Origin of the sequence: Luteococcus japonicus (assembly GCF_003752415.1) — a bacterium.
Classification (GTDB): Bacteria; Actinomycetota; Actinomycetes; order Propionibacteriales; family Propionibacteriaceae; genus Luteococcus; species Luteococcus japonicus.
In genome coordinates this window covers 2,548,048-2,572,924 of the sequence record NZ_RKHG01000001.1, presented here as the reverse complement: position 1 = coordinate 2,572,924, position 24,877 = coordinate 2,548,048, and the positions used below count along the sequence as shown (strand labels likewise).

Here is a 24,877-nt window from a genome sequence, read left to right as displayed (position 1 = left end):
CCCACGCCTGTCACGTCCCGCCGAGATCGATCGCGTCGAGCCGGAATCCGCCGTCCGTGCCACGCACCAGGTTGCGGGCCAGAGGCATCTGGTGGCTGGCGCTCTCCAGGATGTGCATCAGGTAGCCGCCGGTATTGGGCAGGGCGATGACATCACCCACCGCCACCCCATCGGGGAAGGCGATCCGACGTTGCAAGATCAACTCCGCCTCGATGCAGTAGGCGCCCACAAGCCAGGCCTCCACCGGATCCGAGGGTGCCCCCGCGGTTCCGGGGCGCGCCAGCAGCGGATCCACCATGAAGTCGTCGGACGTGGAGCGGCACTGCGTGCGGTTCATCTCCAGACCCACCAGGTCCAGCCCGTCGCTGGTCTGCTTGCGCATCACCACCCGCGCCAGCGTCATTCCACAGCCGTCGAGCATGGCCCGTCCCGGCTCGCACCGCAGCTGCAGCCCACGGCCACGCAGCTGCTCGGCAACGCTGCCCCCGAGCAGACCGGCGCCCAGGACCTCGTCCAGCCAGACACCCCGCACCGGGGCCTGGTGGTAGGGGTAGACATTCGACAACGGGTGTCCACGCCACGTGATCGGCTGCCCAGTCTCCAGCGCCGCGTGGTGCGCAGTCCAGAAGTCCTGCCACTGCTGTCCGTCGTCGAGGTAGCTCATCGGCACGCCCCCACCGATGTCGATGTTCGACGGGTGATGTCCCCGGGCCCGCAACTCGTCCACCAGAACCAGGGCCCGGCCCAGCATCGTCACCCGGTCCAGCGCCGCATAGCCGTGCAGGTGGAAGTGGATCCCTTCAACCTCCACCGCCGGTGCTCCGGCCAGCCACTGGAGCCACTGCTCCGCAAGGAGTCCGAAGCGCGACGGGGGCAGCCCGCTGTCCGGGTCCGGTGGGATCCGGAGCGCCACCCTGGCCCGCACACCCTGCTGCCGTGCCAGCCCGGACAACTCCTCGGCCTCGTCCAGGTTGTCCAGGGCGCACAGCACGTCGTGCTCGAGGCACAGCCGCAACAGGCTGATGGGTTTCACGGCGGCGGTCAGCACCACCCGGCGCGGGTCGACGCCGCGCCCGAGCACCTGCAGCAACTCGTCCTGGCCGCCGACGTCGATGCCCAAGCCCAGCTCGCGGGCGGCATCCACCACGGCCAGGGCCTTGTTGGCCTTGCGGGCCACCTGGATCAACAGGTCGACACCGTGGCGCCGGGCCGGCTCTGCGAGCTCCTCGGCATTGCGTCGCAGGGCGGCCAGGTCCAGCAGGTTGACCGGCGAGCCGTATTCCTCCAGCAGTGCAGAGCACCCGTCCGCGTCGGCGAGGACCTGCTCCATCCACGGCTCCAGCCGGGCGGTCAGCGGGGCGACCCCGTGAGGTTGGCGCATCATGCCTCCAGTTCCGACGCCAGGCGCGCGGCCCAGCGTTCGATCTCGTCGTGCATCCGTACCGACAGCGTGTCATGCCCGATGACCACGTCCTCCGTGAGCCGTCCGATGGCGGACAGCCCCGGCGTCAAAGACCCGTCCTGCCCGACGCACTGGGCGTGCGGAGTCACCTCCAGCCCGCGACGCGGCATGGCGGTCCGGACCCAACCGTCGACCATCAGGGCGTCGACCAGCGGCGTGCGGGCCGTCTGCGCACCAGGCGGGGGCAGGACCGCGTCCACCACCACGTCCGGTCGTTCGTCGTCACCGACCCCGGTGATCCCTTCTGCGATCCCGACGCCGCGCTCGAGCCACTCCAGGCAGACCGGTGCGGTGCAGGAGGCGTGGGGGCCATCGTGCTGGCAGATCAGGGCCTCCAGCCGACGCGCATTGGGCAGCGGTGGGCCGTAGGTGAAGCGTTCGAGCACCGCGCTGGCCGCAGAGAACCGACGCCACTCGACGGTTTCCGGACTGCGATGGGCCAGGCCCGCGACCATCGGTGCGTACAGGGCTGCCCAGGCACGCCCGAGGGCCCATGACGGTGAACTCGCATGGTCCTGTTCGGCCAGCAGGTTGGAGCGTTGCAGGGCTGCCCGGGCCCTTCCCTGGGGCGCAAGGTCCGGGTCGAAACCCGTGGTCAGCGCGGCATCGACGGCGGCCACTGCCTCCTGGTGCGCCTGCCCCTGACTGGTCAACAGCTCAGCCGCCGCAGCCCGCGTGGCCCGTGTGGCGGCCTCGAAGGGCGCCGCGGCATCGGCCAGCAGGCCGGGCAACTGAGCGGCATGACGGGCCAGCAGCTCCGCCAGATCGGCCCGCATGGGCACGGCGGGCTTGGCCAGCAGCAGGGCACCGGAGCGCGAGACCGGCAGGATCCGCCGCGGCCACTCGGCCCGCGGACGGCCCTCGGTCAAGGCCAGCACACAGTCGATGAAGGTCAGGGCCGCACCCCGCACCGCCACCACCGAGCCGGCCGGAACCTGGGCCTGCGACAGGCTGTCCGCCACCGGGTAGACCCCCGGCACCATCAAGACGCCGGGGGCCGGCCGCCACGCGTGCCGCAGGGCATGGTCGTGGTCCGGGGCGTGTCCGGTGGCCAGCAGCACCTCGTCGGCCAGCACGCTCCCGCCGTCGTGACGGACCAGCCACGCATCGCCCCGCCGCTCCAGGGCGCGGACGGCGTGCGGATGGAAGGCGAGCGTCTCCCCCGCCTCGCGCCGCAGGCCGTCGGCTGCAGCCCGCAGGTATCGGCCCACCTCGTGACGTGGAACATCACCCGACGGGTCAGTGCCGCGCGCCGCGAGCCACTCGTCGAGGGGTGGATGTGGGGGCAAATGCAGCACCCGCGGATGCACGTTGAGCCGCAACCAGTCCGGCTGGCCGCAGGCATAGGCCGCGCCCTGGCCGGGCGGGTTCGCGTCGAAGCAGTCGACCCGCAGGTCCTTGCCGCGCCACGAACCACGAAGCAACGCGGCGATGGCGTGCAGGCCCTTGGGGCCGGCTCCGACCACGGCCACCCTCAGCACGGGCGCCCCTTCGGCGGGAGGCTGGCCACCAGGTCCTCGACGTCGGCCGCCGACGCGCCCAGGTTCTGCAGCACCCACTCATCGCGGTGCACGGTCTCCAGGTAGGGCCCTCCGCCGTCGTGGAGAATGGCCGCCACTCTGGTTCCGTCGGGCAGGCCAGGCAGGATCTGCCCCAGCGCCCAGACCACACCACCGCTGGAAGCCCCCGCCAGCACTCCCTCGCGGCGGGCCAGGGCACGGCAGCCGGCCACGCACTGCAGGTCCGTGACCCGCACCACCTCGTCGGGTTCCACGGCCGACGACAGCTCGGTGACCAGCCCGGCACCCATGCCGGGCAGCAACCGCGCACCCGCGGTGCCGCCGAAGAGCACGCTGCCCGCGGCATCCACCGCCACCACCCGGGTGTCCATGCCGTGCTCACGCACGTACTGCTCACAGCCGCCGATGGTGCCCGTCGTGCTCGTCGCCACCAGGAGCACGTCGATCCGGTGGCCGAGGCTTTCCGCCAGCTCACGCATGGTCCCCTTCCGGTGCGCGGCAGGGTTGGCCGGATTGCCGTACTGGTTGAGGTTCACGGCCCCCGGGATCTCCTCCACCAGGTCCGCGACGCGTTGGTGCCGGGCCGTCAAGAGGTCACCAGTGCGAGGATCCGGCTCGGTGACCAGGCTGATCCGGCCGCCCAAGGCGCGGATCGTGTCCACCGTCGCACGATTCGCGCGGCTGTCCACCACGCACACGAAATGGATGTCCGCCAAGGTGCACGCCCGGGCCAGGGCAACGCCCAGATTTCCGGAACTGGACTCCACCACCGTACCGCCGGGCTGCAACCGGCCGCTGGCCAGCGCATCGTCGAGCATGGACTGTGCCGAGCGGTCCTTCGCACTGCCTCCGGGGTTGAACTGCTCCAACTTCGCAAACAGTGCGGCATGCGGGGCCTCGTAGATACGGTGCAGCCGCAGCACGGGGGTGTTGCCGACCAACTGGGACAGGTCGTCGCGGGGTTCAGGGGTCACCCACACCAATATAGGCAGCCTTGGCCGCGGACGATCCACCCTCAGGAGTGGGTAGTGGAAACAGATGCAGATCCGCTCCCCGATGTCATGACTGCACTGGGGAGCGGATCTGCATCTGTCACGGATTCCTGCCGGGCGCTCACGGCGCCCGGGAGGGTCACATCCGCTCGGGCGCGTCCATTCCCAGCAGGTAGAGCCCCTTGGCCAACACCTTGCGGGTGGCGGAGCACAGGGCCAGGCGCGAGGCGCGCACCTCACCCTCGCTCTTCATCACCGGGCACTGCTCGTAGAAGGTGGAGTAGGCGCCGGCCAGCTCGTAGAGGTAGCCGCACAGCTTGTGGGGCTGCAGGGTCTCCGCAACGTCGGCGACGACCTCCCCGAAGCGGCTCAGCAGCAGTGCGAGCTGCTGTTCGGCCGGCTCGTCGAGGGTGGTGATGGTATCCGGGACCTCCACCTGCTCCGCCTCGGCCTTGCGCATGATCTGGCAGATCCGCGCGTGCGCGTACTGCAGGTAGGGGCCGGTGTCGCCGGTGGTGGCGGTCATCCGCTCGGCGTCGAAGGTGTAGTCCTTCTGCAGGCCGGAGGACAGGTCCGCGTACTTGATGGCGGCCAGGGCAATGTTGGGCGCGGCCTGCTGCTCGGCCTCGTCCAGCAGGTCGTCCAGGTGCACGGCGGTGCCCTCACGGGTGGAGAACTTCTTGCCGTCGGTACCCAGCACCATGCCGTAGCCGACGTGCTCGGCCCGGACCTCGTCGGGCAGGTAGCCGGCCTTGCGGCAGACACCGAAGATCAACTTGAAGTGGTGGGTCTGCTCGGAGCCCACGACGTAGATCAACCGGTTCGCGTGGAGCTCCCCGACGCGATAGCGCAGCGCCGCCACGTCGGTGACGTCATAGCCATAGCCACCCTGGGAATTGCGCATGATGGCGGGGGCCTCGTAGCCGTCGACGAAGACGGCCAGCGCGCCCTGGTCCACCTTGGCGATCCCGCGGGCCTCCAGGTCCTCGCAGACGGCGGGAAGCATGTTGTTGTACATGCTCTCCCCCGCGTAGTCCTTGGGCTGCAGCAGGACACCCAACCGCTGGTAGGTGTGCTCGAAGCCGGCCTTGGAGATGGCGATCAACTTCTCCCACATGGCCAGGGTCTCCGGGTCACCCGCCTGCAGCTTGACCACGCGGTCACGCGAACGGGTGGCGAAGGCCTCGTCGCTCTTGAGGTGCGCATTGGCGCGCATGTACAGCGCCTCAGCGCCAGCAAGATCAAGAGCATCGAGATCAAGACCCTCGTCGATGGTCTGCTCGACGAGCATGCCGAACTGCCGGCCCCAGTCGCCGATGTGGTTCTGCGGGATGACGACATTGCCCTGCGCGCTCAGCACCCGGTTGAAGCAGTCGCCGATGATGGTGCTGCGCAGGTGGCCGACGTGCATCTGCTTGGCGGCATTGGGCGCCGAGTAGTCGATGACGACGCGCTGCGGGTTGGCAACCTGGGCGATGCCGGCGTGCTCGTCGGCCAGCAGCTCACTGGCCGTGGAGGCCAGGACGTCGGCCTTGATCCGGAAGTTGATGAAGCCGGGCCCGGCGATCTCCAGCGGCTCACACAGGTCTTCAAGATCAAGCTTCTCGACGATGGCGGCGGCCACCTCTCGCGGCGGCTTGCCCTCGGTCTTGGCCAGGCGCAACGCGACATTCGACTGGAAGTGACCGAACTGCGGCTTGGTGGCGGGACGCATCTCCGGATCGGTGCCGGTGACGGCCTGGACCCGCTCGGTGAGCTGTGAGGGCAGTGAAGACATGCGCTCATTCTTTCATGCGGCGCACACCGGCCGGCGCACTCCTCATGCCCCAGCGGACCCGGCGGACCCGCCTGGCGCCACCTGCGCCTCGTTGAGCCGGGCGGCGTGCGCCGCACGAGCAGCGAGCATGTCGTAGATGGGCTCATTGCGCAGCACCGTGGAGACCAGCATCGCCACTGCGCAGGCCCCGGAGCTCCCGCGGGATACGGGAACGGTCCGCCCAGGCGAGACCGGCCAGCATGCCGCGATTGTGGACCAGTCCCACCAGGCCGCACAGCAGCCCGACCAGCACCACACTGGGCGCCTGGGCCAGGGCGGAGCGGTGCTCGAAGCGCTTGACCGGCAGGATCCTGGCCCGGCCCAGGGCCATGCGGCCGTCGACGATGGCCTAGATGCGCGGGATGCCGCTCCCCTCCGCGTGCGGCTCCACCCAGCGCACCAGGGCCGCCGTCAGGCGAGGAGAACCCATTCTCCTCCCCCCTCCACCTCCCCCAAGCGCACCGGGTTCGGGGCTCCCGGGGGGAATTCCCTTCCTTCGGGTGGAATTTTTGTCGCAGGGGCAAGGTTTCATGGGAACAGCAGCCAACGACGGGAGTGGCATGGGCATCGAGTTCGAGCACGTCTCGAAGCAGTACCCAGACGGCACCATGGCGGTGGAGGACTTCAGCCTCACGGTCCCCACCGGCCGCACCACGGTGCTGGTGGGGTCATCGGGCTGCGGCAAGACGACGCTGCTGCGGATGGTCAACCGGATGGTGGCACCCACGGATGGCCGGGTGCTGATCGACGACGAGGACATCGCGGGCCAGGACGCCGTGAAGCTGCGCCGACGGATCGGCTACGTGATGCAGAACTCCGGCCTGCTCCCCCATCGTCGAGTGGTGGACAACATCGCGACGGTGCCCCGCCTCAACGGCGTCGCCAAGCGGGAGGCACAGGCCAAGGCCCTGGAGCTGATGGACCTGGTGGGCCTGGACCGCGCAATGGCGCACCGCTGGCCCGCGCAACTGTCCGGCGGCCAGCAACAGCGGGTGGGCGTGGCCAGAGCCCTTGCCAGCGACCCGAACATCCTGCTGATGGACGAGCCCTTCGGAGCCGTCGACCCCCTCGTCAGAGCCGAACTGCAGGCGTGGATGCGGAAGATTCAGCAGGACCTGCACAAGACCGTCCTGTTCGTCACCCATGACATTGCCGAGGCCATCGCCCTGGGCGACCAGATCGTGCTGCTCCAGAAGGGTGGCCAGGTGGCCCAGGCGGGGACGCCCGCGGAACTCGTCGCCAACCCCGCCAACGACTTCGTCGCCTCCTTCCTGGGCCTGGACCGCGGGGAGCTGGACCTGCACCTGCAGGAGGGACCGCACGGGACCCTGGTGGTGGACTCACTGGGACGCCCCGCCGGACGGTTGGCGCCCTCGGGAGCCTCTGTCCCCGGCAGCGGGGGCCGCGGATGAGGTGGCTCGGGGAGAACCTCGGCCTGGTGGGCCGCCTGAGCCTCGCCCACCTGTCGATGACACTTCCGGCCGTCGCCCTCAGCTTCCTGTTCGCCCTCCCGGTGGCGTGGCTGGCGACCCGCTGGCGCCCGGGACGGGCGGGGCTCGTCGCCCTGTCCGGCCTGGTCTATGCCATCCCCTCACTTCCACTGTTCGTCGTGCTGCCCATGCTGATCGGCACCACGGTGCGTGACCGGTGGAATGTGATCGCGGCCCTGACCCTCTACGGTTTCGCCCTGATGGTGCGCTCGGCAACCGACGGGCTGGACGCCGTCGGGGACGGGCCGCGCCTGTCGGCAATGGCCATGGGCTACGGCGCCCTGCGACGCTTCGTCACCGTCGAACTGCCGCTGGCCGGGCCCGCCCTGCTGGCCGGCCTTCGCGTGGTGGCGGTCAGCACCGTCAGCCTGGTCACGGTCAGCGCCCTGCTCGGCGTGGCCAGCCTGGGCCAGTTGTTCACCGACGGCTTCCAGCGCGGCATCCTCGCGGAGGTGCTGACGGGCATTCTGGCCACCGTCCTGGTGGCCTGGCTGCTCGACGCACTCCTGCAGGCCCTGGGCTGGCTGCTCCTCCCCTGGACCCGCAGGCAGAAGGGGGCGGCGACGTGAACTTCGTGCGCGATGCCCTTGCCTGGATCGTGGATCCCACCAACCTCCACGGCCCCGAGAGCTGGCCGATGCACCTGCTGCAGCACCTGGGCTATTCATTGCTTGCGGTGGCCATCGCGAGCGCCATCGCGGTGCCGCTCGGCTACTTCGTCGGCCACACCGGCAGGGGTCGCAACCTGGCCGTCGGCCTGTCCGGCGCCGCCCGGGCCCTGCCCAGTCTTGGACTGGTGACCCTCTTCGGCCTGTGGATCGGCGTCGGGCTGGGAGCTCCGATGATCGCCCTGGTCCTGCTCGCCGTCCCCTCCGTGCTCGCCGGCGCCTACTCCGGCATCGAGGCCGTGAACCCCGCGACCGTCGACGCCGCCCGGGCACAGGGAATGACCGAGTGGCAGGTGCTGGCCCAGGTGGAGGCCCCCCTGGGCTTCCCGCTGCTGCTGGGCGGCTTGCGTTCGGCCATGCTGCAGGTGGTCTCGACGGCCACCCTCGCCGCCTATGTGGGGGCCGGAGGTCTTGGCCGTGACCTCTTCCTGGGGCTCAAGACCCAGGACTACCCGCAGATGCTGGCGGCCTCGCTGCTGGTGCTGACCCTGGCCGTCGCGCTGGAGCTGGCCTTCGAACTGACCGAGCGGCTGCTGCAACACCGCCAGACCACCCCCGATCCCCGGGAGATCCCGTGACCAGAAGAATCCTCGCCCTGATGATGGGGCTCGTCCTGCTGACCGGCTGCGCCAGCAGCGACCCCCTGGGCACCTCAGCGGCCGGTGATGCCGGGCCGGCGTCGAAGCAGTTGGTGGTCGGCTCCCAGCAGTACTACTCCAACGAGATCATTGCCGAGCTGTTCGCCCAGGCGTTGGAGTCCCGCGGGTGGACGATCGAGCGCAGCTACCAGATTGGCCAGCGCGAGGTCTACCTGCCCGAATTGCAGGCCGGCCGGATCGACCTGATGCCCGAGTACGTCGGGAACCTGTTGCAGTACTACGACAAGCAGGCCACGGCGAAGGCCACCGGCGAGATCACCGAGGCACTGCGGGAGAAGCTGCCCGCTGGCCTGATGGTGCTCGAACCGGCGGAGGCAAGTGACCAGGACTCCTACAACGTCACCCGGACCACGGCAGAGAAGTATGGCCTCTCGTCGCTGGCAGACCTGTCCAAGGTAGGGGCCGTGAAGGTGGCGGGCAACTCGGAGCTCACCAAGCGCCCGTACGGTCCGGCGGGCCTCAAGAGTGCCTACGACGTGGATGCGACGGTCCTGCCGGTGGAGGACTCCGGCGGCCCGCTGACCGTCAAGGCCCTCACCGACGGCAAGGTGCAGGTGGCCGACATCTACTCCGCCGACCCATCCATCAAGGCGAAGGACCTCGTCACGTTGGATGACCCCAAGAACCTGGTGCTGCCGCAGAACGTCGTCCCCGTCGCCAGTTCCCGCGTCGGGGCGGACGCCGCCTCGGTGATTTCGCTCGTGACGTATCGCCTGAGCACCGATGAGCTGATCGAACTCAATAGGCTGAGCGTGGAGAAGCAGCAGTCGTCCGCCGTCATCGCGAAGCAATGGCTGGCAAAGCAGGGCATCGTGCCCGCACGGTGACAGACCCCACATACCCGGTGGCCGAGCCTGTCGAGGCAACCAACCAGAAGGAAGAAGGAGAACCGTGACCGTTCCCAAACTTGAATTCCACGACGGCAAGAAGATCCCGCAGCTGGGCTTCGGCGTCTGGCAGGTGGAGAACGAGCAGGCCACCCCCGCCGTCGCGAAGGCCCTGGAGGTGGGCTACCGCCACATCGACACCGCCGCCATCTACGGCAACGAGGAAGGCGTCGGCAAGGCCATCAAGGACTCCGGCATCGCCCGTGAGGAGCTCTTCATCACCACCAAGCTGTGGAATGACGCCCACAAGGCCGACGATGCGCGCAAGGCGATCGAGACCAGCCTGGAGAAGCTGGGCCTGGACCACGTGGACCTCTACCTGATCCACTGGCCCGCCACCGTGAAGTACGGCGACGCCTTCATCGAGGCGTGGGACACCATGCAGCAGTTCAAGGCCGAGGGGCTGGCGACGAGCATCGGTGTCAGCAACCACAACGTCGAGCACCTGGACAAGCTGAACGGCGAGACGCCGGTGATCAACCAGGTGGAGCTGCACCCCACCTGGCAGCAGGCAGACCTGCGCGCCGTGCACGCAGAGCGTGGCATCCTCACCGAGGCGTGGAGCCCCCTGGGCCAGGCGAAGGACCTGCAGCACGAGGTCATCACCAAGATCGCCGAGAAGCACCTGGCCACCCCCGCCCAGGTGATCATTCGCTGGCACCTTCAGCTGGGCAATGTGGTGATCCCCAAGTCCGTGACCCCGGAACGCATCGAGAGCAATTTCGACGTCTTCCGCTTCGAGCTCACCGACGCCGACATGGAGGCGATCGCCACGATCCCCTCGGACAACCGCCTGGGCGCCAACCCCGCCGAGGCCGATTTCTGAGCCATCCGGTAGTCCCGCGTCGACGGCCGCGTCCCCCATGCGGGGGCGCGGCCGTCGCCGTCCTGGCCGGGACGCACCACGACGCACCCCAGCAGTTCACCGTCCGGCAACCGTGCGTGGCTAGGGTGTCTCCATGCGTCTGTCCACGATTGGTTGCGGATACCTGGGTGCCGTGCACGCTGCGTGCATGGCCGAGCTCGGCCACGAGGTGATCGGCCTCGACGTCGACCAGGGCAAGGTCGACAAACTCGCCCGCGGCGAGAGCCCCTTCCACGAACCCGGCTTCCCCGAGGTACTCGCCCGCAATGTGGAGTCCGGACGCCTGCGCTTCACCACCGACCCCACCGAGATCGCCGACTGCCAGATCCACTTCATCGGCGTCGGCACTCCCCAGATGCAGGGCCGCTATGCCGCGGACATGACCTATGTCGACGCGGCCATCGAAACAGTCCTCACCCACGCCCACCCGCAGGGTGAGCGTCCCGTGCTGATCGCCGGAAAGTCCACCGTCCCGGTCGGCACCGCCGAACGCATCGCCGGACGCTGCGCTGCCTCCGGCAAGGACATCGCCGTGGCCTGGAATCCCGAATTCCTGCGCGAGGGCTTCGCCGTCCAGGACACCCTGCACCCGGACCGGATCGTCTACGGCCTGCCCGAGGACCGCGAGGTCGGCGCCCAGCTGCGCGACATCCTCGACGAGTGCTACGCCCAGCTGCTGTCCGAGGACATTCCCCGACTGTTGACCAACTACCCCACCGCCGAACTGGTCAAGGTGGCCGCGAACTCCTTCCTGGCCACCAAGATCAGCTTCATCAATGCCATGGCCGAACTGTGCGACGCCACCGGCGCCGACGTCACCAAGCTCGCCGAGGCCATCGGCCACGACGACCGGATCGGCAAGAAGTTCCTGCGCGCCGGCATCGGCTTCGGCGGCGGCTGCCTGCCCAAGGACATCCGCGCCTTCATGGCCCGCGCCGGCGAACTCGGCGTCGACCAGGCCCTGACCTTCCTGCGCGAGGTGGACGCCATCAACCTGCGCCGCCGGGAGACCGCCGTCGACATGGCAGCCGACCTGTTCGGCGGACGCCTGGTGGGCCGCAAGGTCGCGGTGCTGGGCGCGGCCTTCAAGCCGGACAGCGACGACCTGCGTGACTCCCCGGCCCTGGACATCGCCACCCGCCTGTGGGCACGCGGCGCGGACGTCGTGATCACCGACCCCGCCGCCGGCGACGCGTTGCGCAGGGCCCGGCCGGACCTGCACGTCGTCGACACCGTCGAGCAGGCAGTGAAGAACGCCGACGTCGTGATGGTGCTCACCGAATGGAAGCACTTCACCGAGCTCGACCCCGAGGAGATGCGCCCCCGGGTTCGTGAGGCCCACATCATCGACGGACGCAATGTCCTCGACCCCAAGGCCTGGCAGCAGGCGGGCTGGCACTACCAAGGCATGGGACGCGGCGTCTCCACCTGGTGAATGTTTGCCGCCCGGACGGTAAAGGTTTCCAGACAACCGACCGACATGCTGTGAAGTCCCTGAGCCGACGGCGAGTTGACGCATCAACGACTGAGTCGTTATGACGGATTTCATAATCTGCTTTGACTAGGTATCTCTGACTAGGTATCTCTCCCACAAGGGGCATACCAGGTGGCGGAGGCCGTGTTTGCGTGGACCTGCGGAAGGACGGCATGCCCGGTAGAGTTCAGGGTGCGTCTCGGGGGGGAGCGCGCAGGAACGCGAGTGCACACCCGACATGCACCTGGCAGGGGCATCCTGATCCAGGACGTGATTTGAACTCGGGGGAGTCAAAGAACGCTGGCCCGCACCACGGCTGGAGTCCTTCGACACCCACCCGTCTCCAGGGGTGGAGCAATGCTTTTGAAGAACAACGTCAGCCCTAGCAGGCTACGGATTCCGCGTCGCGTGACGCACCGGTCACGGGTCGTTGCCCCGTGGATCCTGGTTGCCGTCGATGCACTGACCGTGCTGCTCGCGACGCTGATCGCCCTGGCCTTCCGCAATATCGTCCCGGGATTCCAGGATCCCGTGCACGTCAACTACAGCGTCTCCAAGCTGTGGCCACTGGCCGTCGTGATCTGGCTGGCCTGCCTCTACAGCGTCGGCGCCTATTCGGACAAGAACCTGGGCGCAGGCACCGATGAGTATGCCCGCACCATGCACTCGAGCCTGATGGCGGCCGCCTTCATCGGCATCTGCTGCTACCTGACCCGGTTCGACCTCTCGCGCGGCTTCTACATCCTGCTCTTCGCGGTGGGCACCCCACTGCTGGTCCTCACCCGCTGGATGGCCCGACGGGTGATCCACATCCTGCGGCGCCGCAACTGGCTCACCCGTCGCGTCATCCTGGCCGGCAATCCGCAGAACATCAAGGAGATCCTGGCCGTCGCCCAGCGCGAGACCTGGCTGGGCTACTACGTCGTCGGCGCCCTGTTGCCCGAGGGCACGGCCCGCGGAGACCTGGACCTGCCGGTCCTGGGCACCGTCGAGGACGCCCTCGAGGTGGTTGATGCCCGCGACATCGACATCGTGATCTTCGCCGATGGCTCCTTCCCTTCCTCCCGGAACTTCCGACGGATGGCGTGGGCGCTGGAATCCCACCACGCACAGATGGTGGTGGCGCCGGCACTCACCGACGTCGCCAGCCAGCGCATCCAGGTGCGCCCCGTCGCCGGCATCCCGCTGGTCCTCGTCGAGCCACCCACCACACAGCAGGCCGGCCGCTGGGCCAAGCGCCTGTTCGACATCATCTTCGCGTCGCTGATCCTGATTGCGATCAGCCCCATCATGATTGCCACGGCCATCGGCATCTGGCTCGATGACCACGGCCCCGTCATCTTCAAGCAGGTCCGCGTCGGCAAGAACGGCGAGCACTTCGAGTGCCTGAAGTTCCGTTCGATGGTGACCAATGCCGAGGAGATCCTCACGAGCCTGCAGAACGAAGGCCCCAATGCGGTGATGTTCAAGATGGAGAACGACCCGCGCATCACCAAGATCGGCCACTTCATCCGTCGCTACTCCATCGACGAGCTGCCGCAGCTGTGGAATGTGGTGCGCGGCGACATGTCGCTGATCGGTCCGCGCCCCGCCCTCCCCAAGGAGGTGGCCATGTACGCGCCGCACGTCAACCGTCGCCTCGGGGTGCGCCCCGGCATGACGGGCCTGTGGCAGGTCTCCGGCCGCTCGAACCTGAGCTGGGACGACACCGTCCGCCTGGACCTCTACTACGTGGACAACTGGTCCATGACGCAGGACCTCTCCATCCTCGCGATGACGGTCAAGGCCGTCTTCGCCTCCGACGGGGCCTACTGACCTTCAGCCCCTCCCCCACGAACCAGCTCCACCCAACTGGACACGCCGTCACCCTTCGGGGTGGCGGCGTGGTTCGTTCTCCGTCGGATCGCCCTGGTGGCCCCGCGCCCGGGGTCAGGAGCTGGCCAGGGCGTCGCTCACGCCGGTCTCAGGCTCCCCCAGGGTCGGGGTGCGACGAGACGCCACGTCCCACAGCATCTTGACGTTGGCGGGCAGCTCGCGGCCGGCGAAACGGCTCCAGCCCAGCCGCCAGAGCACGGGAACCCCATCCATGGGCCCGATCCGCTGCACGCTCCAGTCGCCCACTCCCACGGCGTCGACGCCCACCATGCGGCAGGTCGTCACCGCGCGGGGCAGGTGGTAGCCCTGGCTCACCAGGACCACTCGCTCGAGGCCGAAGATGCGCTTGGCCCGCACGCAGGTGTCATAGGTGTCGAAGCCGGCGTAGTCGATGACCACCTTGCCCTCGGGCATGCCTGCTTCCACCAGATATCGCTTCATGGCGGTGGGCTCGTCGTAGTGGCTGGTGCTGTTGTCGCCGCTGACCAGGATCACCTTCACCAGGCCGCGACGCTGCAACTCCACCGCCCGGTCCAGCCGAGCACGCAGATAGCGCGACGGGCGGCCGTCGGGATACACCTGCGCCCCCAGCACCACGGCCACGTCGGCGGCGTTGCCCTGCTCTGCGAACTCGTCGACGGTGTGCACCCGCCCGGCCGAACCGACACTCGTGACAGCCAGTGGCGCCCCAACGCCGACGATCACGGCGCCGACGGCCACTGCGGTGAGGGTCTTCCAGCCGGGCCGGTGCATCAGACTGCCTGGCCGTCCGCGGTGATCGTGAACTGCTTGCTGGCCAGGTCTGCCACCAGCTCCGCGACGTGCTCGCCCTTGCGCCAGGTGATCTGCAGCTGGCTGGCGGGTGTCTCGGCGACGGTGCACTCGGCATCCCAGCCGAAGGCGCCGAAGCTGTTGCGGAAGCGGAGCAGTTCGAGCTGGCGCTGCACCAGCGGCGTCGCCAGCCCGTCGCGCAGCTCGTCGACGGTCAGGTTGGTGCGGTTGATCTCCTTGTGGCCGCCGGCGCCGGCACGCTCGACGGCGGCATGGTCATTGCGCCCACCGAACAGGTCCAGGTACCAGACCTGCGGCTTGCCGGGCATGAAGAGCTGGATGGCGCGTGCCAGCAGCATCGCGTCGTCGCTCTCCCCCAGTGCCGAGTAGTAGGTGGCGTTGACCTGGTAGTACATCTTCTTCTCGCCGTGCAGGTCCTTCACGTAGCCGCCGCGCCCCTTCACGGTCTCGATCAGGGCGTCGATCTGCTCATCGGAGAGCAGGCCCTTGAGGTCGAGCAGCGGGATGCCGTCGTGACAGCCGAGCATGTTCACGGTGCGCAGCTGCTTGGCCAGGATGTCTGCAATCCAGGCCTTGAGGTGGCCGGCGTCCTTGCTCTCGAAGGCGTCGATCACCAGGCCGGGCAGGAAGAAGTCGTAGGTGAGGTAGCCCTTGGAGCTGATCAGCTCGTGGATCTTCTCCTCATAGCGGGAGTGGATCTCCGGCAGCAGCTTGAGGCCGCGCTCGGTGGCCAGCTGGTTGACCTGGTCCAGCAGATCCCAGGTGCCGGGATCATTGAGGAAGTTCTTCTCGCCCGGCTCCTTGGGGGCATAGGCGAAGGCGTCCAGCCGCACGATCTCCGCCCCGTAGCCCGACAGCTTGTCCAGCACGTCGGCGTAGAAGTCCCAGACCAGGTCGCTCTTGATGTTGAGGTCCATCTGGCCCAGGTAGCGTCGGCCGGCCTCGAGGTGCTCGACGACCGCATTCCACTGCTCAAGATCAACATCGGCACCAAGATCAAATGCCATCTCCGACGGGGTCATCCCTTCGTCTAGGGCTCCCTTGATGCTCTCGGCCAGCCGCACCGCGGTCTGGTACTGCAGCCCGGCCACCTCCATCAGCGTCTGCGCATCCGGAGCGGTGTAGCGAACCTCCTGGTAGAAGGTGTTCCAGTAGGGCTTCTCCGTACCGTCGGGCATCCGGACCATCAGGATCGGCAGGCCCGGCTTGCGGAAGAACATGTCCTTGACAAGCTCTGCGTCGGGCTGGACGTACCCCTCGGGGGTCATCTCGCCATGCCCTTCCCAGAAGGCATTCCAGTCGATGAAGAAGTCGGCGTACTCACTGCGCGCGCCCTTGGCGAGCAGGTCCTGGAACTGCGGGCTGAGCACGGAGGCGTGGTTGAGGATGAAGTCGAACTTCAGCTTGATGCCGGCCGCGCGCAGCGCCTCCAGGTCACCGGGACGGGTGTAGGTGGTGGACAGGTCGTAGTCGATCACGGAGAAGCCGCGGTCGAGGTCGGTGTTGAAGATGCTGGGGAGCACGTAGGCGCTGGTGAAGGCACCGGCCACCTCGGGTGAGGTGAGGAAGTCCACCTCGTCGCCCAGGCTGCCGCCCATGCTGTCCGGGTAGAAGTTGATCATGGCACCGGGCTCAGGCAGGTCAGCCCCCATGCTCTTCAGGTAGTCCGCGTGGCTGATGATCTGCCCGGCCTTGTTGACGATGATCTTGGCCCGGTGCGCCTGCTCGTGGAGGTGGGCCTGCTCGATGCCCAGCACCATGGTGGTGAAGGGGCTGTCGGTGGCGCCGTCGCGGGCCCGGGAGCGACGGTGGGCCAGCGTCTCCTCCGGGGTGGAGTTCAGCAGGATCGGGATGTCGACGCCGCGCAGGTTCCCGGAATTGCCGTGGGTCCACTCGATGACCAGCACCTGGACATCGCGCATGTCGACGTCGGCATACCAGAGCTCGTCCAGCTCACGACCCATCCGCTTCAGTCGCAGCGTCTCGGCGCCGTCGTGGAAGGCGGCGAGGATGGCACTGACCTCGTCGAAGTCGATCTCCTGCGGGCTGCCCAGGTACCGCTCCAGGGCAACCGCCCCACCGGCCTGGTAGGCGGCCAGCCACGGGTGCTCGACGCACACAGCGGGATCGGCATCGCGGTCCGCGGCCTGCAGCTCGGCCAGCGTCGCCTTCACGCCCTCGTCGTAGCCGCCGGAGGCCACCAGGGCCTTGAGTCCCTCGCTGCGGAAGGTGCGCAGGCGCTCGGCGTCGTTGTCACGCGGGATGCGACGGGGATAGTTGTCGCCGCTCATCACATAGGCGCCCAGGCCGTTGTGGCGCAGGAAGGCGGCGAGCACCGAGGCGGTCTCGGACTTGCCGACGCCGGAACCCCCGTGCACGGAGATGATGGCGCGACGGTGCGGCGACGCGGCGAGGACCTCCTGCAGCTGCGGCCACAGGACGGGGAAGATGGTGGCTGCCTTGGACAGGTGGTCCTGCCCGATCTGCACCTTGTCACCGGGCATGTCCCCGGTGGGAATGGTGGAGGCGTCGGTGATGGTGGGCAGGCTGAAGCCGGCGGCGGTCATGAGGATCCCCGTTCTGTGGTGCTGTGGCCACCAGCCTAGCCAGCTGCTGGTCTTGGGGAGGCCCTCTTGCGCCCTCACCGGGTGTCCCTCCCAGGTCTCCCTGTGGGGGTCCATCACGAGGATGGGCCGCAGACTGCCCGACGACGGGGCCAGCCGCCACTCACCGCCGACGTACTCCGCGTCGGCGAAGGCCTCCCAGAGGCGGAAGACCTGCGCCAAGACGTGCCGCCCAGCCTCCTGGGAAGGCCCGTGGCGCGCCCCGATCCATTCGAAGGGGGTGGGAAGACGACGAGCCCAGACCCGGTCCGGCGAGATGGGCAGCAGGCAGAGCGGAACCTCGTCGCCCACACGAAGGGGTCACCACAGCACTGGTATTCCCAGCGGGGAAGGAAGATCAACAGGGGATGATCAGGGCAGTCAGCCAAGGTAGGGGCGCCTTTTGAGCGGCAGCGGCGGGCCATCGACGGGCTCCCGCAGTTCCGGGAGCGCACCCCATGGTACGTGGCTTGTACGGGGCCCGGGGACACGACGGCGCCCCGTCCTCCAGGTGGAGGACGGGGCGCAGGGACCCCTCGACAAGCGCGGGGGCCGTGGTTACTTCTCGCGCTTGGCCAAGTAGTAGTCGATCAGGGCCTGGGTGGAGGCGTCCTGCTGCTTCTTGGCCTCCTCGTCGCCCTGGACGGCGGGGGCGATCTTCATGGCGAGCTGCTTGCCCAGTTCGACGCCCCACTGGTCGAAGGAGTCAATGCCCCAGACGATGCCCTGCACGAAGGTGATGTGCTCGTACAGCGCGATCAGCTGACCGACCACGGCCGGGGTCAGGGCCGGGGCCATGATCGACGTGGTGGGCTTGTTGCCGGCGAAGACGCGGGCCGGGACGATGTGCTCGGCCGTACCCTCGGCGCGGACCTCGTCGGCGGTCTTGCCGAAGGCCAGCGCCGCGGTCTGGGCGAAGAAGTTGCTCAGGAAGAGCTCGTGCACGTCCACCTCGCCGTCCTTGGTGGCGTGCGCCGGGTTGGCGACGGCGATGAAGTCTGCCGGGATGAGCTTCGTGCCCTGGTGGATCAGCTGGTAGAAGGCGTGCTGGCCATTGGTGCCGGGCTCGCCCCAGAAGATCTCGCCGGTGCCGGTGGTGACCGGCGTGCCGTCCCAGCGCACGGACTTGCCATTGGACTCCATGGTGAGCTGCTGCAGGTAGGCGGCGAAGCGGTGCAGGTACTGCGCATAGGGCAGCACGGCGTGGCTCTCGGCCTTGAAGAAGTTGGTGTACCAGACATTCAGCAGACCCATCAGCAGCGGCACATTGCGCTCGGCCTCGGTCTCGCGGAAGTGCAGGTCCATGGCGTGCATGCCGGCCAGGAAGTCCTGCCAGTTCTCCTTGCCGATGGCGACGATCACCGCGGTGCCGACGGCGGAGCTGACCGAATAGCGGCCCCCCACCCAGTTCCAGAAGCCGAAGGCATTGTTCGGGTCGATCCCGAAGGCCTCCACCTTGTCGAGCGCGGTGGACACGGCGACGAAGTGCTTGGCGATGGCAGCCTTGGCCTGCTCGTCGGAACCGTCGATGGCGCCGGACTCCTGGAGCTTGCCCAGCAGCCAGTCGCGGGCCATCCGGGCATTGGTGAGGGTCTCCAGCGTGGTGAAGGTCTTGGAGGCGACGATGAACAGGGTCTGCTCGGGGTCCAGGTCAGCGACCTTCTCCGCGCAGTCATTGGGGTCGATGTTGGAGATGAAGCGGGCGTCGGGGCCGGTCTTGTAGGGCTTGAGCGCCTCGTAGACCATGACGGGGCCCAGGTCGGAACCGCCGATGCCGATGTTGACCACGGTGGTGATCGGCTTGCCGGTCACGCCCTTCCACTCGCCGCTGCGGATCTGCTCGGCCCAGGCGTAGATCTTGTCCAGCACCTCGTGCACGTCGGCGACGACGTCCTGACCGTCGACGGTGAGCTCCTCCGCCATGGGCAGCCGCAGCGCGGTGTGCAGCACGGCCCGGTCCTCGGTGACATTGATGTGCTCGCCGGTGAACATGGCCTCACGGAGCTCGGGGATGTTCACCTCGTCGGCGAGCTTGACCAGGGCAGCGAGGACCTCGTCGTCGAGGAAGTTCTTGGACAGGTCGACGTGCAGGTCGGCTGCGTCGAAGGTGAAGCGCGCGGCGCGCTCGGGATCGGAGGCGAAGGCGCCCTTGAGATCGGGGGTGAACCCCCCATGGAGCTTGGTCAGTTCGGCCCAGGCGGCCGTGGACGTGGGATCAACCGGAGTCTGCATGACTCCACCCTAGACGCGCTGCACCGCCACCCGCAGGGGCCCCAGACCAATTGCCGGTCCACTCGTGAACCCCAGTCCGTTCGTGCGGACCGCGCGCGTGGAATACTGCCCGGGAACCTGGCCCGACGGCGTGGCCGTCCTGCCCCTTGAGGACGCCTTCGCCGAACAAGCCGCCCGGCTTACCGAACTGCTGGGCAAACCCACCACAAAGACCCGCCGCAGCCTCCCACCATCACCTGGATGCTTCCCAACGGCGGCCGCGTCCGACTCATCCTCCGCCACGCCACGAGACCCGGCGCCTCACCCCGACGACGGGGCCGAGATCAAGCCTCGGGTGCTGCACTACCTCGAGAGCGCCCAGCTGGTCATCATGACCTGGAAAGACTTCACCGATCGCCTCGCCAGCGTCCTGCGCCCTCCGAGGACCTCGTCTACCTGACGGTGCAGGTGACAGACGACCCGAAGGTGTGGTTCCAGGCAGCCATCCCTGCCGAGGGGGACGACCTGCTGCTGCACACCACGGACAGCCTGCCGGACGAGGTCGCCCAGGAACTGCGGGAGGCCGGTTGGCAGCCCGACGAAATGGACTGCCTCGGCCGCACCATCGCCCGGCCCGCATCCGACGCCGCCTATCGCACGGCCGCCGGACGAGCCGGACCGCGCCACACCCGAGCTGCGCATCCGCCACCGCTGAACGGGGCGGCCGGAGGCCTCAGCGCACCGTCACGTGCACGTGGTCGTAGTGGTTCGCGGTGGCGGATCCGCGGTCGCTCATGGAGCGCCATCCCTCGCTCGAACGCTGCGTGGTCCAGATCTGCTGGGAGTAGATCACCTCGGTGATCCCCAGGCTCGACGCGTTGGCACGGGCCCAGCGGGCCACCTGCCAGCCGGTCTCGCCCGAGACCATGATGTCCAGCGCCCGGCCCGAGCCGTGGGCGTCGTCGCTGCCGCGCGCCCCGCCGAAGTTGGTGATCGACGGGAAGCTGCCACAGACGGCGCGGTGCACGTTGACGGCATTGGCGGTCAGGCCTGACTCCACGGCATCCGAGGCACAGGTACCGCTCCGCGTGCCGCTGCCGCTCTGACGCGTCGCGCCGGAGGTCTGCCTGTTCTGGGTCGGGTTGCTCGAGGACTGCGACCTCGGGGACTGCGTGCTCTGCGGCTTGCCGGAAGTGGTCCTCTTGGTGGAGCTCCCCGCTCCCTCGGAGGTCGCGGCCCGCACGGTGGACTTCGGCTTGGCGAGGCTCAGGTAGTCCGCACGCACCCATCCCGCCCTGCCGTCGAGGGAGACCTGACGCCACCCGTCCTGACGCAGCGCCGTCACCTTGACCGCGTCGCCCTCGACCAGGCTGCCGATGCGGTCGGCCTCGAGATCGGGCGCCTGACGCACATTGACGGTGGCGGTGGCATACCGGGTCCCGGTGATCTTCCCCAGCGCCGGGACCGTCGTCGTGGGCGAGGGGCTTGCACTGGCCGACCGGGACGGGGTGACGGAAGGCCTCACGCTGGGTGTCGCGGTGCGGCTGGGCGTGGCCTTCTTCGTCGGCGTGACGGAGGCTGCGGGAGTGCTGGGCCGGGCTGCGGGGCTGCTGGCACGCACGGATGCGCTCGGCTTCGGCGTCGCAACGGCCGGGCGCGCCGTGGAGCGGCTGATCGCCTTGGCGTCCGCCGCGGGCGACTCGGTGCTCGTGATGGTGGTGGTGGCGGTCTCCACCACGTCCTCGTTCGCGGAGCTGGGCAGCAGCACAGCGCCTCCGGCCGCGACGGCGAGCCCGGCGACCAGGGCCAGGGGCGCCAGAGCCCGACGCAGGGAGAAGGGCTCGGCCTCGAAGTGCAGCTCGTCGGTCACAGCCAGGGGCTCGGCCTGTTCGACGACGCGTTCATCGACCACGGGATCCGTCTCGGTAGCGTTGGCATCGCTGTCGAGCTGGGCATGGCGCGGGTCGCTCACGTCGATCTGTCCTCACTGGTGGCTGGGCAATTCCTGAGACAACTGTAAGGAAATTCTTAGGAATTAGCCAAACGCTCTCAGCGACCGGCCACCAGGGGGCGCGCCCGCACCCCGCCGCACCAGCGCGTCAGCGGGTGAAGGTCGAAGCCAACGCCGCAATCGCCTGCCGAGTCCCGGCCTCGTCTGCCGTGACCAGGTAGCGGGCCTCGATCCCGTCGCACATCACCAACATGGCCTCGGTGACGGCGCGCGCGTCGTGGCCTCCAAGCTCCGGGTGGGACGCCAGGTGCGCCGCCACCTTGCCGGCGACGAGCTCGCGACGGCGTTGACGCCACTGTGCCGGCCGTTCCTGCATGGCGTCAGTGCGCAGGGCGTGGTCCGCCAACTCCCACCGGCTCAGGTAGGCGGAACGCCGCTCCACGAGGTCATCCAGGTGGTTCTCGAGCATGCCCGTGACCATCTCGGGGAGCGTCGCCCCGGAGATGACCAGCCCCTCACAGTGCTCCCGTTCCAGCCTGTCCAGCACCTCCATGGCCTCGGACATCAGGGCCTGATGGGACTCGAAGGCGTAATGGAAGCTGGCCAGCGGCATCTCGGCCTCCGACGCGATCGCACGCGTGGTTGCAGCAGACACGCCCTGCTGGCCGATCACGGCCAGGGCCGCCTCGATCAACTTCTGGCGGCGTTCCGCCAGCGCCATCCTGGTCATTCCCCGAATCCTCCACGTTCAACCCCAGCCCTGGCCCGGCCGCCCACGCCTTCCCAAGCACGCCACGATCCGCCCGACGCCCCCGCGCCGACAGCTGAAGTCGATCCAGTGTTGCATCGTGGCGCGGCCGTCCGCGACTTTGACCGGCGGATGCCTAGGGTTGACCCACACCTCTCGGCCTCGACCCCAGGAGCACGACGACGATGACCCAGGCCTCCTTCCACGGTTTCCACCGCATCCTGGCCACCGTGGGCCTGCTGACCCTCATGCTGCTCGGTCTCGCACCGACCGCCCTGGCCGCTGACCCAACCCCCACACCCACCCCCACACCCCTCCCGGCGTCCGACCACCGGCTGCCCGCCGCCCAGCGCACGCCCTTGCCACGGGGGCTGCTGATCGGGCTCGCCGGCCTGGCCGGGACGGGTGCCCTGGTCGGGCTCGGCGCGGCGAGCTCCAGCCTGCGGGAACGTGAGGACGAGACCTTTGACCGGTTCATCGAAGGAGCCCCCAGATAGGGTGGGCGTCATGGCCAGCCACTCCGCACCCCAGCCGCCCCAGGACCGCCAGCACGGCGTCGCCACGACGTCCGACGGCAGCACCGCCGGTTCCGGCTGGCAGCACGGCAGCAGCGCGTCGGCGCCCTCCACTGGCTCCCCGAAATTGCCGTGGGTACTGGTCGCGATGCTGACCGCGCTGTGCCTCGGCCTCGGGGCGATGTTGGGGGCACAGAGCAGCGAGTTGAAGCGGCTGCGTACACAGGCCTCCGCCCAGCCCGCGGGCGCCACGAGCGCTCCGGCCGCCAGCGTCGCGCCCCCGTCGCAGAACCCGGAGGCCGTCGCGGCCATGAAGAAGCTGCCTCGACGCGACGCGAATGACCCGACCGCCCAGGGTGGGGTCGATGCACCCGTGGTGATGATCGAGTGGTCGGACTACCGGTGCCCCTTCTGCTCCGTGTGGTCCCGCGAGACCAGGCCGAAGTTGCAGCCCTACATCGACAACGGCAGCCTGCGCATCGAGCACCGTGACCTGGTGCTCTTCGGGGACCAGTCCCTGAACGCGTCCCTGGCGGCCCGGGCTGCCGGCCTGCAGGGCAAGTACTGGGAGTTCTACGACGCAGTGCACCAAGCGGCGCCCACCAACGGTCACCCCGAGATCAAGGACACCGACCTGCAGGCCTTCGCGAAGAAGGCCGGCGTCCCGGACCTCGCCAAGTTCACCAAGGACTCCAAGAGCGCCGCCGTCCGCGAGGCCGTCGCCAAGGACAACACCGAGGCCCGCAGCCTGGGAATCAGTGGAACCCCCTTCTTCGTGGTCAACACCACACCCCTGTCCGGCGCCCAGCCGGCGGAGGTCTTCGCCCAGGTGATCGAGTCCAACGGCGGCAAGAAGTAGGCACTCGTCGAAGGGTCAGTCCCGCGGCTCGTCGACGGCGGCCCGGAAGGTCTGGCAACGCTCCCGCAGACTGCCGAGCGGCCCGCCCCTGAAGGCGTCACCGATCAGTGCCTCGTCGAGCCACAGGGCCACGGCCCCGGCCTCGGCCCAGCGCCGGGCGGCATAGGCGCCCAGCCCACCGCGTGCCGTCACCACCGCGCCCGGAGCCAACGGCAGCACGGCCTCCGGATAGCCGGATCCCATCACCTCTGCCGGGACCACCACCACCGCAGCGGGCCCCATCCGCCACGCGCCCCGGATCTCCGTGGGAGTCAGTGCCGCGACGAGGGCCGGGATGCCCGCCTGGTGACAGTGGTCCAGCAGCTCCTGGTCCGGGCCACTCAGGGACACGAACTCGGCACCGGCCTCCAATGCCTCGCGCAGCTGGCCGTCGTCGTCGACGTCATGGATGCCGAAACAGGCCCGCGGGCCGAAGATGCCCCGCAGCCGGGCCACCTGCTCTGCCTGCGCCACGGGAAGGCTGACGACGTCGACACCCTCCTGCACCATCACCTCCACGGCGGCCACCAGCGACGGCATCGCCCGGTCCGGCAGCGTTGCGACGAGCCTGCCGTCGGTCATCCGGGACGGAAGCGGGGTGTGCGAATCCGGGCTCTGCGTGCTCATGGCTTCATCTTGCCGCACGTTCGCGTTCGGCCAGCCACAGCCAGGTCAGGCCACCAACCAGCAGCACCACCAGCACCAGGACCGGAATGTTGCCCACGGCCCGTCCCCATGCGGCCAGCCGGTTCTCCAAGCGGTACTGGGTGGTGGCATCCAGCAGGCCACCGGCCTGACCGCCGGTGACCAGCAGGAAGAGGCCCAGGGCGGCAAAGACGATCCCGCTGACAAGCTGGGTCAGCGTGGTGTGCACCGGACCGAGGGTGACGGGGCGTGGCTTGAACCAGTTCCGCTCCCCCAGCCGCAGGCGCTCCCACAACAGGCTGACAAGCACCAGGGGAAGAGCCATGCCCAGTGCGTAGACCGCCATCATCGCGCCGGCCAGCACCGGGCTGCCACCCATCGCTGCGAGAGTGAGCACCGATCCCAGGATGGGGCCGGTGCACCCGCTGGCCAGCCCGTAACTGGCGCCCAGGGCGAGGATCGCCAGGGGTGTGGCGGGGTTCCCGCGGCCGGAGCGGGACAGTCCGGGCATCGGCAGGCTCAGACCGGCGGCCGTCACCAGCCCGAGGACCAGCAGCAGGACCGCCCCGATGCGGAGCATGGTCGCGGTGTCCGCCAGCAGCGCCTGCCCCAGGGAACCCGCGGCCAGGCCCAGGGGGACCATCGCGGCCAACAGCCCGACGAGGAAGAGCAACAGGCGGCCCACCATGGTCCCCGTGCGGGTGAAGGCGAAGGCGAAGAAGCTGGGCAGCAGCATGGCAGCACACGGACTGAACAGTGCGGCGAGTCCGCCCAGGAAGGCGACGGCGAAGCTGGTCTGGCCCATG

22 protein-coding genes are annotated in these 24,877 nt (G+C 68.8%); 10 read left to right on the top strand and 12 right to left on the bottom strand.

All coding sequences use genetic code 11. The features are described from left to right. Positions 1-10: 10 nt before the first annotated feature. The 5 genes from EDD41_RS12235 to EDD41_RS12215 all read right to left on the bottom strand — a co-directional run bounded on the left by EDD41_RS12235 (position 11) and on the right by EDD41_RS12215 (position 6,121). Positions 11-1,384: an alanine racemase gene (locus EDD41_RS12235; RefSeq protein WP_211336657.1), complete on the bottom strand. Its 1,374-nt coding sequence runs from the start codon at positions 1,382-1,384 to the stop codon at positions 11-13. Next, positions 1,381-2,943: an FAD/NAD(P)-binding protein gene (locus EDD41_RS12230; protein WP_170165365.1), complete on the bottom strand. Its 1,563-nt coding sequence runs from the start codon at positions 2,941-2,943 to the stop codon at positions 1,381-1,383. Before EDD41_RS12230 ends, EDD41_RS12235 begins: the two co-directional genes overlap by 4 nt. After that, complete coding sequence (gene sbnA, locus EDD41_RS12225; RefSeq protein WP_245995645.1) at positions 2,937-3,956, bottom strand: 2,3-diaminopropionate biosynthesis protein SbnA; 1,020 nt, start codon at positions 3,954-3,956, stop codon at positions 2,937-2,939. The genes EDD41_RS12230 and sbnA overlap by 7 nt, the downstream gene beginning before the upstream one ends. A gap of 157 nt (positions 3,957-4,113) precedes the next feature. Then, a complete protein-coding gene (gene argS / locus EDD41_RS12220) occupies positions 4,114-5,751 on the bottom strand; it encodes an arginine--tRNA ligase (RefSeq protein WP_123576088.1) in 1,638 nt (545 codons plus the stop codon). A gap of 142 nt (positions 5,752-5,893) precedes the next feature. After that, the gene (locus EDD41_RS12215; RefSeq protein WP_123576087.1) at positions 5,894-6,121 is read right to left on the bottom strand and encodes a hypothetical protein; all 228 of its coding nucleotides are present in this window, start codon (positions 6,119-6,121) and stop codon (positions 5,894-5,896) included. A gap of 199 nt (positions 6,122-6,320) precedes the next feature. Here EDD41_RS12215 and EDD41_RS12210 point away from each other — a divergent pair, with 199 nt between their 5' ends. The 7 genes from EDD41_RS12210 (at position 6,321) to EDD41_RS12180 (ending at position 13,648) form a co-directional block, all read left to right on the top strand. After that, a complete protein-coding gene (locus EDD41_RS12210; protein ID WP_245995644.1) occupies positions 6,321-7,202 on the top strand; it encodes an ABC transporter ATP-binding protein in 882 nt (293 codons plus the stop codon). Further along, on the top strand, positions 7,199-7,849 hold the full coding sequence (locus tag EDD41_RS12205) for an ABC transporter permease (RefSeq protein WP_123576085.1): 651 nt from the start codon (positions 7,199-7,201) through the stop codon (positions 7,847-7,849). The genes EDD41_RS12210 and EDD41_RS12205 overlap by 4 nt, the downstream gene beginning before the upstream one ends. Continuing rightward, entirely contained in the window at positions 7,846-8,526 is a 681-nt protein-coding gene (locus tag EDD41_RS12200) for an ABC transporter permease (RefSeq protein WP_211336656.1), read from the top strand. The genes EDD41_RS12205 and EDD41_RS12200 overlap by 4 nt, the downstream gene beginning before the upstream one ends. Next, positions 8,523-9,434: an ABC transporter substrate-binding protein gene (locus tag EDD41_RS12195; protein WP_245995643.1), complete on the top strand. Its 912-nt coding sequence runs from the start codon at positions 8,523-8,525 to the stop codon at positions 9,432-9,434. Before EDD41_RS12200 ends, EDD41_RS12195 begins: the two co-directional genes overlap by 4 nt. Before the next feature lie 64 nt (positions 9,435-9,498). After that, positions 9,499-10,320 (top strand): aldo/keto reductase, encoded by an 822-nt coding sequence (locus tag EDD41_RS12190; protein ID WP_123576084.1) that lies wholly within the window; start codon positions 9,499-9,501, stop codon positions 10,318-10,320. A 133-nt stretch (positions 10,321-10,453) separates the two neighbouring features. Beyond that, complete coding sequence (locus tag EDD41_RS12185; RefSeq protein WP_094765944.1) at positions 10,454-11,794, top strand: UDP-glucose dehydrogenase family protein; 1,341 nt, start codon at positions 10,454-10,456, stop codon at positions 11,792-11,794. A 447-nt stretch (positions 11,795-12,241) separates the two neighbouring features. Further along, on the top strand, positions 12,242-13,648 hold the full coding sequence (locus EDD41_RS12180) for a sugar transferase (RefSeq protein WP_211336655.1): 1,407 nt from the start codon (positions 12,242-12,244) through the stop codon (positions 13,646-13,648). 114 nt (positions 13,649-13,762) lie between these two features. Here EDD41_RS12180 and EDD41_RS12175 read toward each other — a convergent pair whose 3' ends face one another. The 3 genes from EDD41_RS12175 to pgi form a co-directional block, all read right to left on the bottom strand. Next, the gene (locus EDD41_RS12175; protein WP_123576083.1) at positions 13,763-14,461 is read right to left on the bottom strand and encodes a SanA/YdcF family protein; all 699 of its coding nucleotides are present in this window, start codon (positions 14,459-14,461) and stop codon (positions 13,763-13,765) included. Continuing rightward, positions 14,461-17,415 carry a sucrose phosphorylase gene (locus EDD41_RS12170; protein ID WP_245995642.1) on the bottom strand — a complete coding sequence of 985 codons (2,955 nt, stop codon included), beginning with the start codon at positions 17,413-17,415 and terminating at the stop codon, positions 14,461-14,463. Before EDD41_RS12170 ends, EDD41_RS12175 begins: the two co-directional genes overlap by 1 nt. Positions 17,416-17,661: 246 nt before the next feature. After that, positions 17,662-19,335 (bottom strand): glucose-6-phosphate isomerase, encoded by a 1,674-nt coding sequence (gene pgi, locus EDD41_RS12165; RefSeq protein ID WP_123576082.1) that lies wholly within the window; start codon positions 19,333-19,335, stop codon positions 17,662-17,664. Between the two features lie 82 nt (positions 19,336-19,417). Here pgi and EDD41_RS16610 point away from each other — a divergent pair, with 82 nt between their 5' ends. Further along, positions 19,418-19,774 carry a hypothetical protein gene (locus tag EDD41_RS16610; protein WP_148060552.1) on the top strand — a complete coding sequence of 119 codons (357 nt, stop codon included), beginning with the start codon at positions 19,418-19,420 and terminating at the stop codon, positions 19,772-19,774. A 273-nt stretch (positions 19,775-20,047) separates the two neighbouring features. On the opposite strand, the gene EDD41_RS12155 is transcribed toward EDD41_RS16610, so the two are convergent. Both EDD41_RS12155 and EDD41_RS12150 read right to left on the bottom strand, forming a co-directional pair. Next, positions 20,048-21,286 carry a VldE C-terminal domain-containing protein gene (locus EDD41_RS12155; protein ID WP_123576080.1) on the bottom strand — a complete coding sequence of 413 codons (1,239 nt, stop codon included), beginning with the start codon at positions 21,284-21,286 and terminating at the stop codon, positions 20,048-20,050. Positions 21,287-21,413: 127 nt separating this feature from the next. After that, positions 21,414-21,995 (bottom strand): TetR/AcrR family transcriptional regulator, encoded by a 582-nt coding sequence (locus EDD41_RS12150; protein WP_123576079.1) that lies wholly within the window; start codon positions 21,993-21,995, stop codon positions 21,414-21,416. Between the two features lie 203 nt (positions 21,996-22,198). Here EDD41_RS12150 and EDD41_RS12145 point away from each other — a divergent pair, with 203 nt between their 5' ends. Continuing rightward, a complete protein-coding gene (locus EDD41_RS12145) occupies positions 22,199-22,510 on the top strand; it encodes a hypothetical protein (RefSeq protein WP_123576078.1) in 312 nt (103 codons plus the stop codon). Between the two features lie 10 nt (positions 22,511-22,520). Beyond that, on the top strand, positions 22,521-23,387 hold the full coding sequence (locus EDD41_RS12140; protein WP_123577089.1) for a DsbA family protein: 867 nt from the start codon (positions 22,521-22,523) through the stop codon (positions 23,385-23,387). A 15-nt stretch (positions 23,388-23,402) separates the two neighbouring features. On the opposite strand, the gene EDD41_RS12135 is transcribed toward EDD41_RS12140, so the two are convergent. Continuing rightward, entirely contained in the window at positions 23,403-24,053 is a 651-nt protein-coding gene (locus tag EDD41_RS12135) for a beta/alpha barrel domain-containing protein (RefSeq protein WP_123576077.1), read from the bottom strand. A 4-nt stretch (positions 24,054-24,057) separates the two neighbouring features. Next, positions 24,058-24,876, bottom strand: coding sequence for a cytochrome c biogenesis CcdA family protein (locus EDD41_RS12130; RefSeq protein WP_123576076.1), 819 nt, complete (start codon positions 24,874-24,876; stop codon positions 24,058-24,060). Position 24,877: the final 1 nt, after the last annotated feature.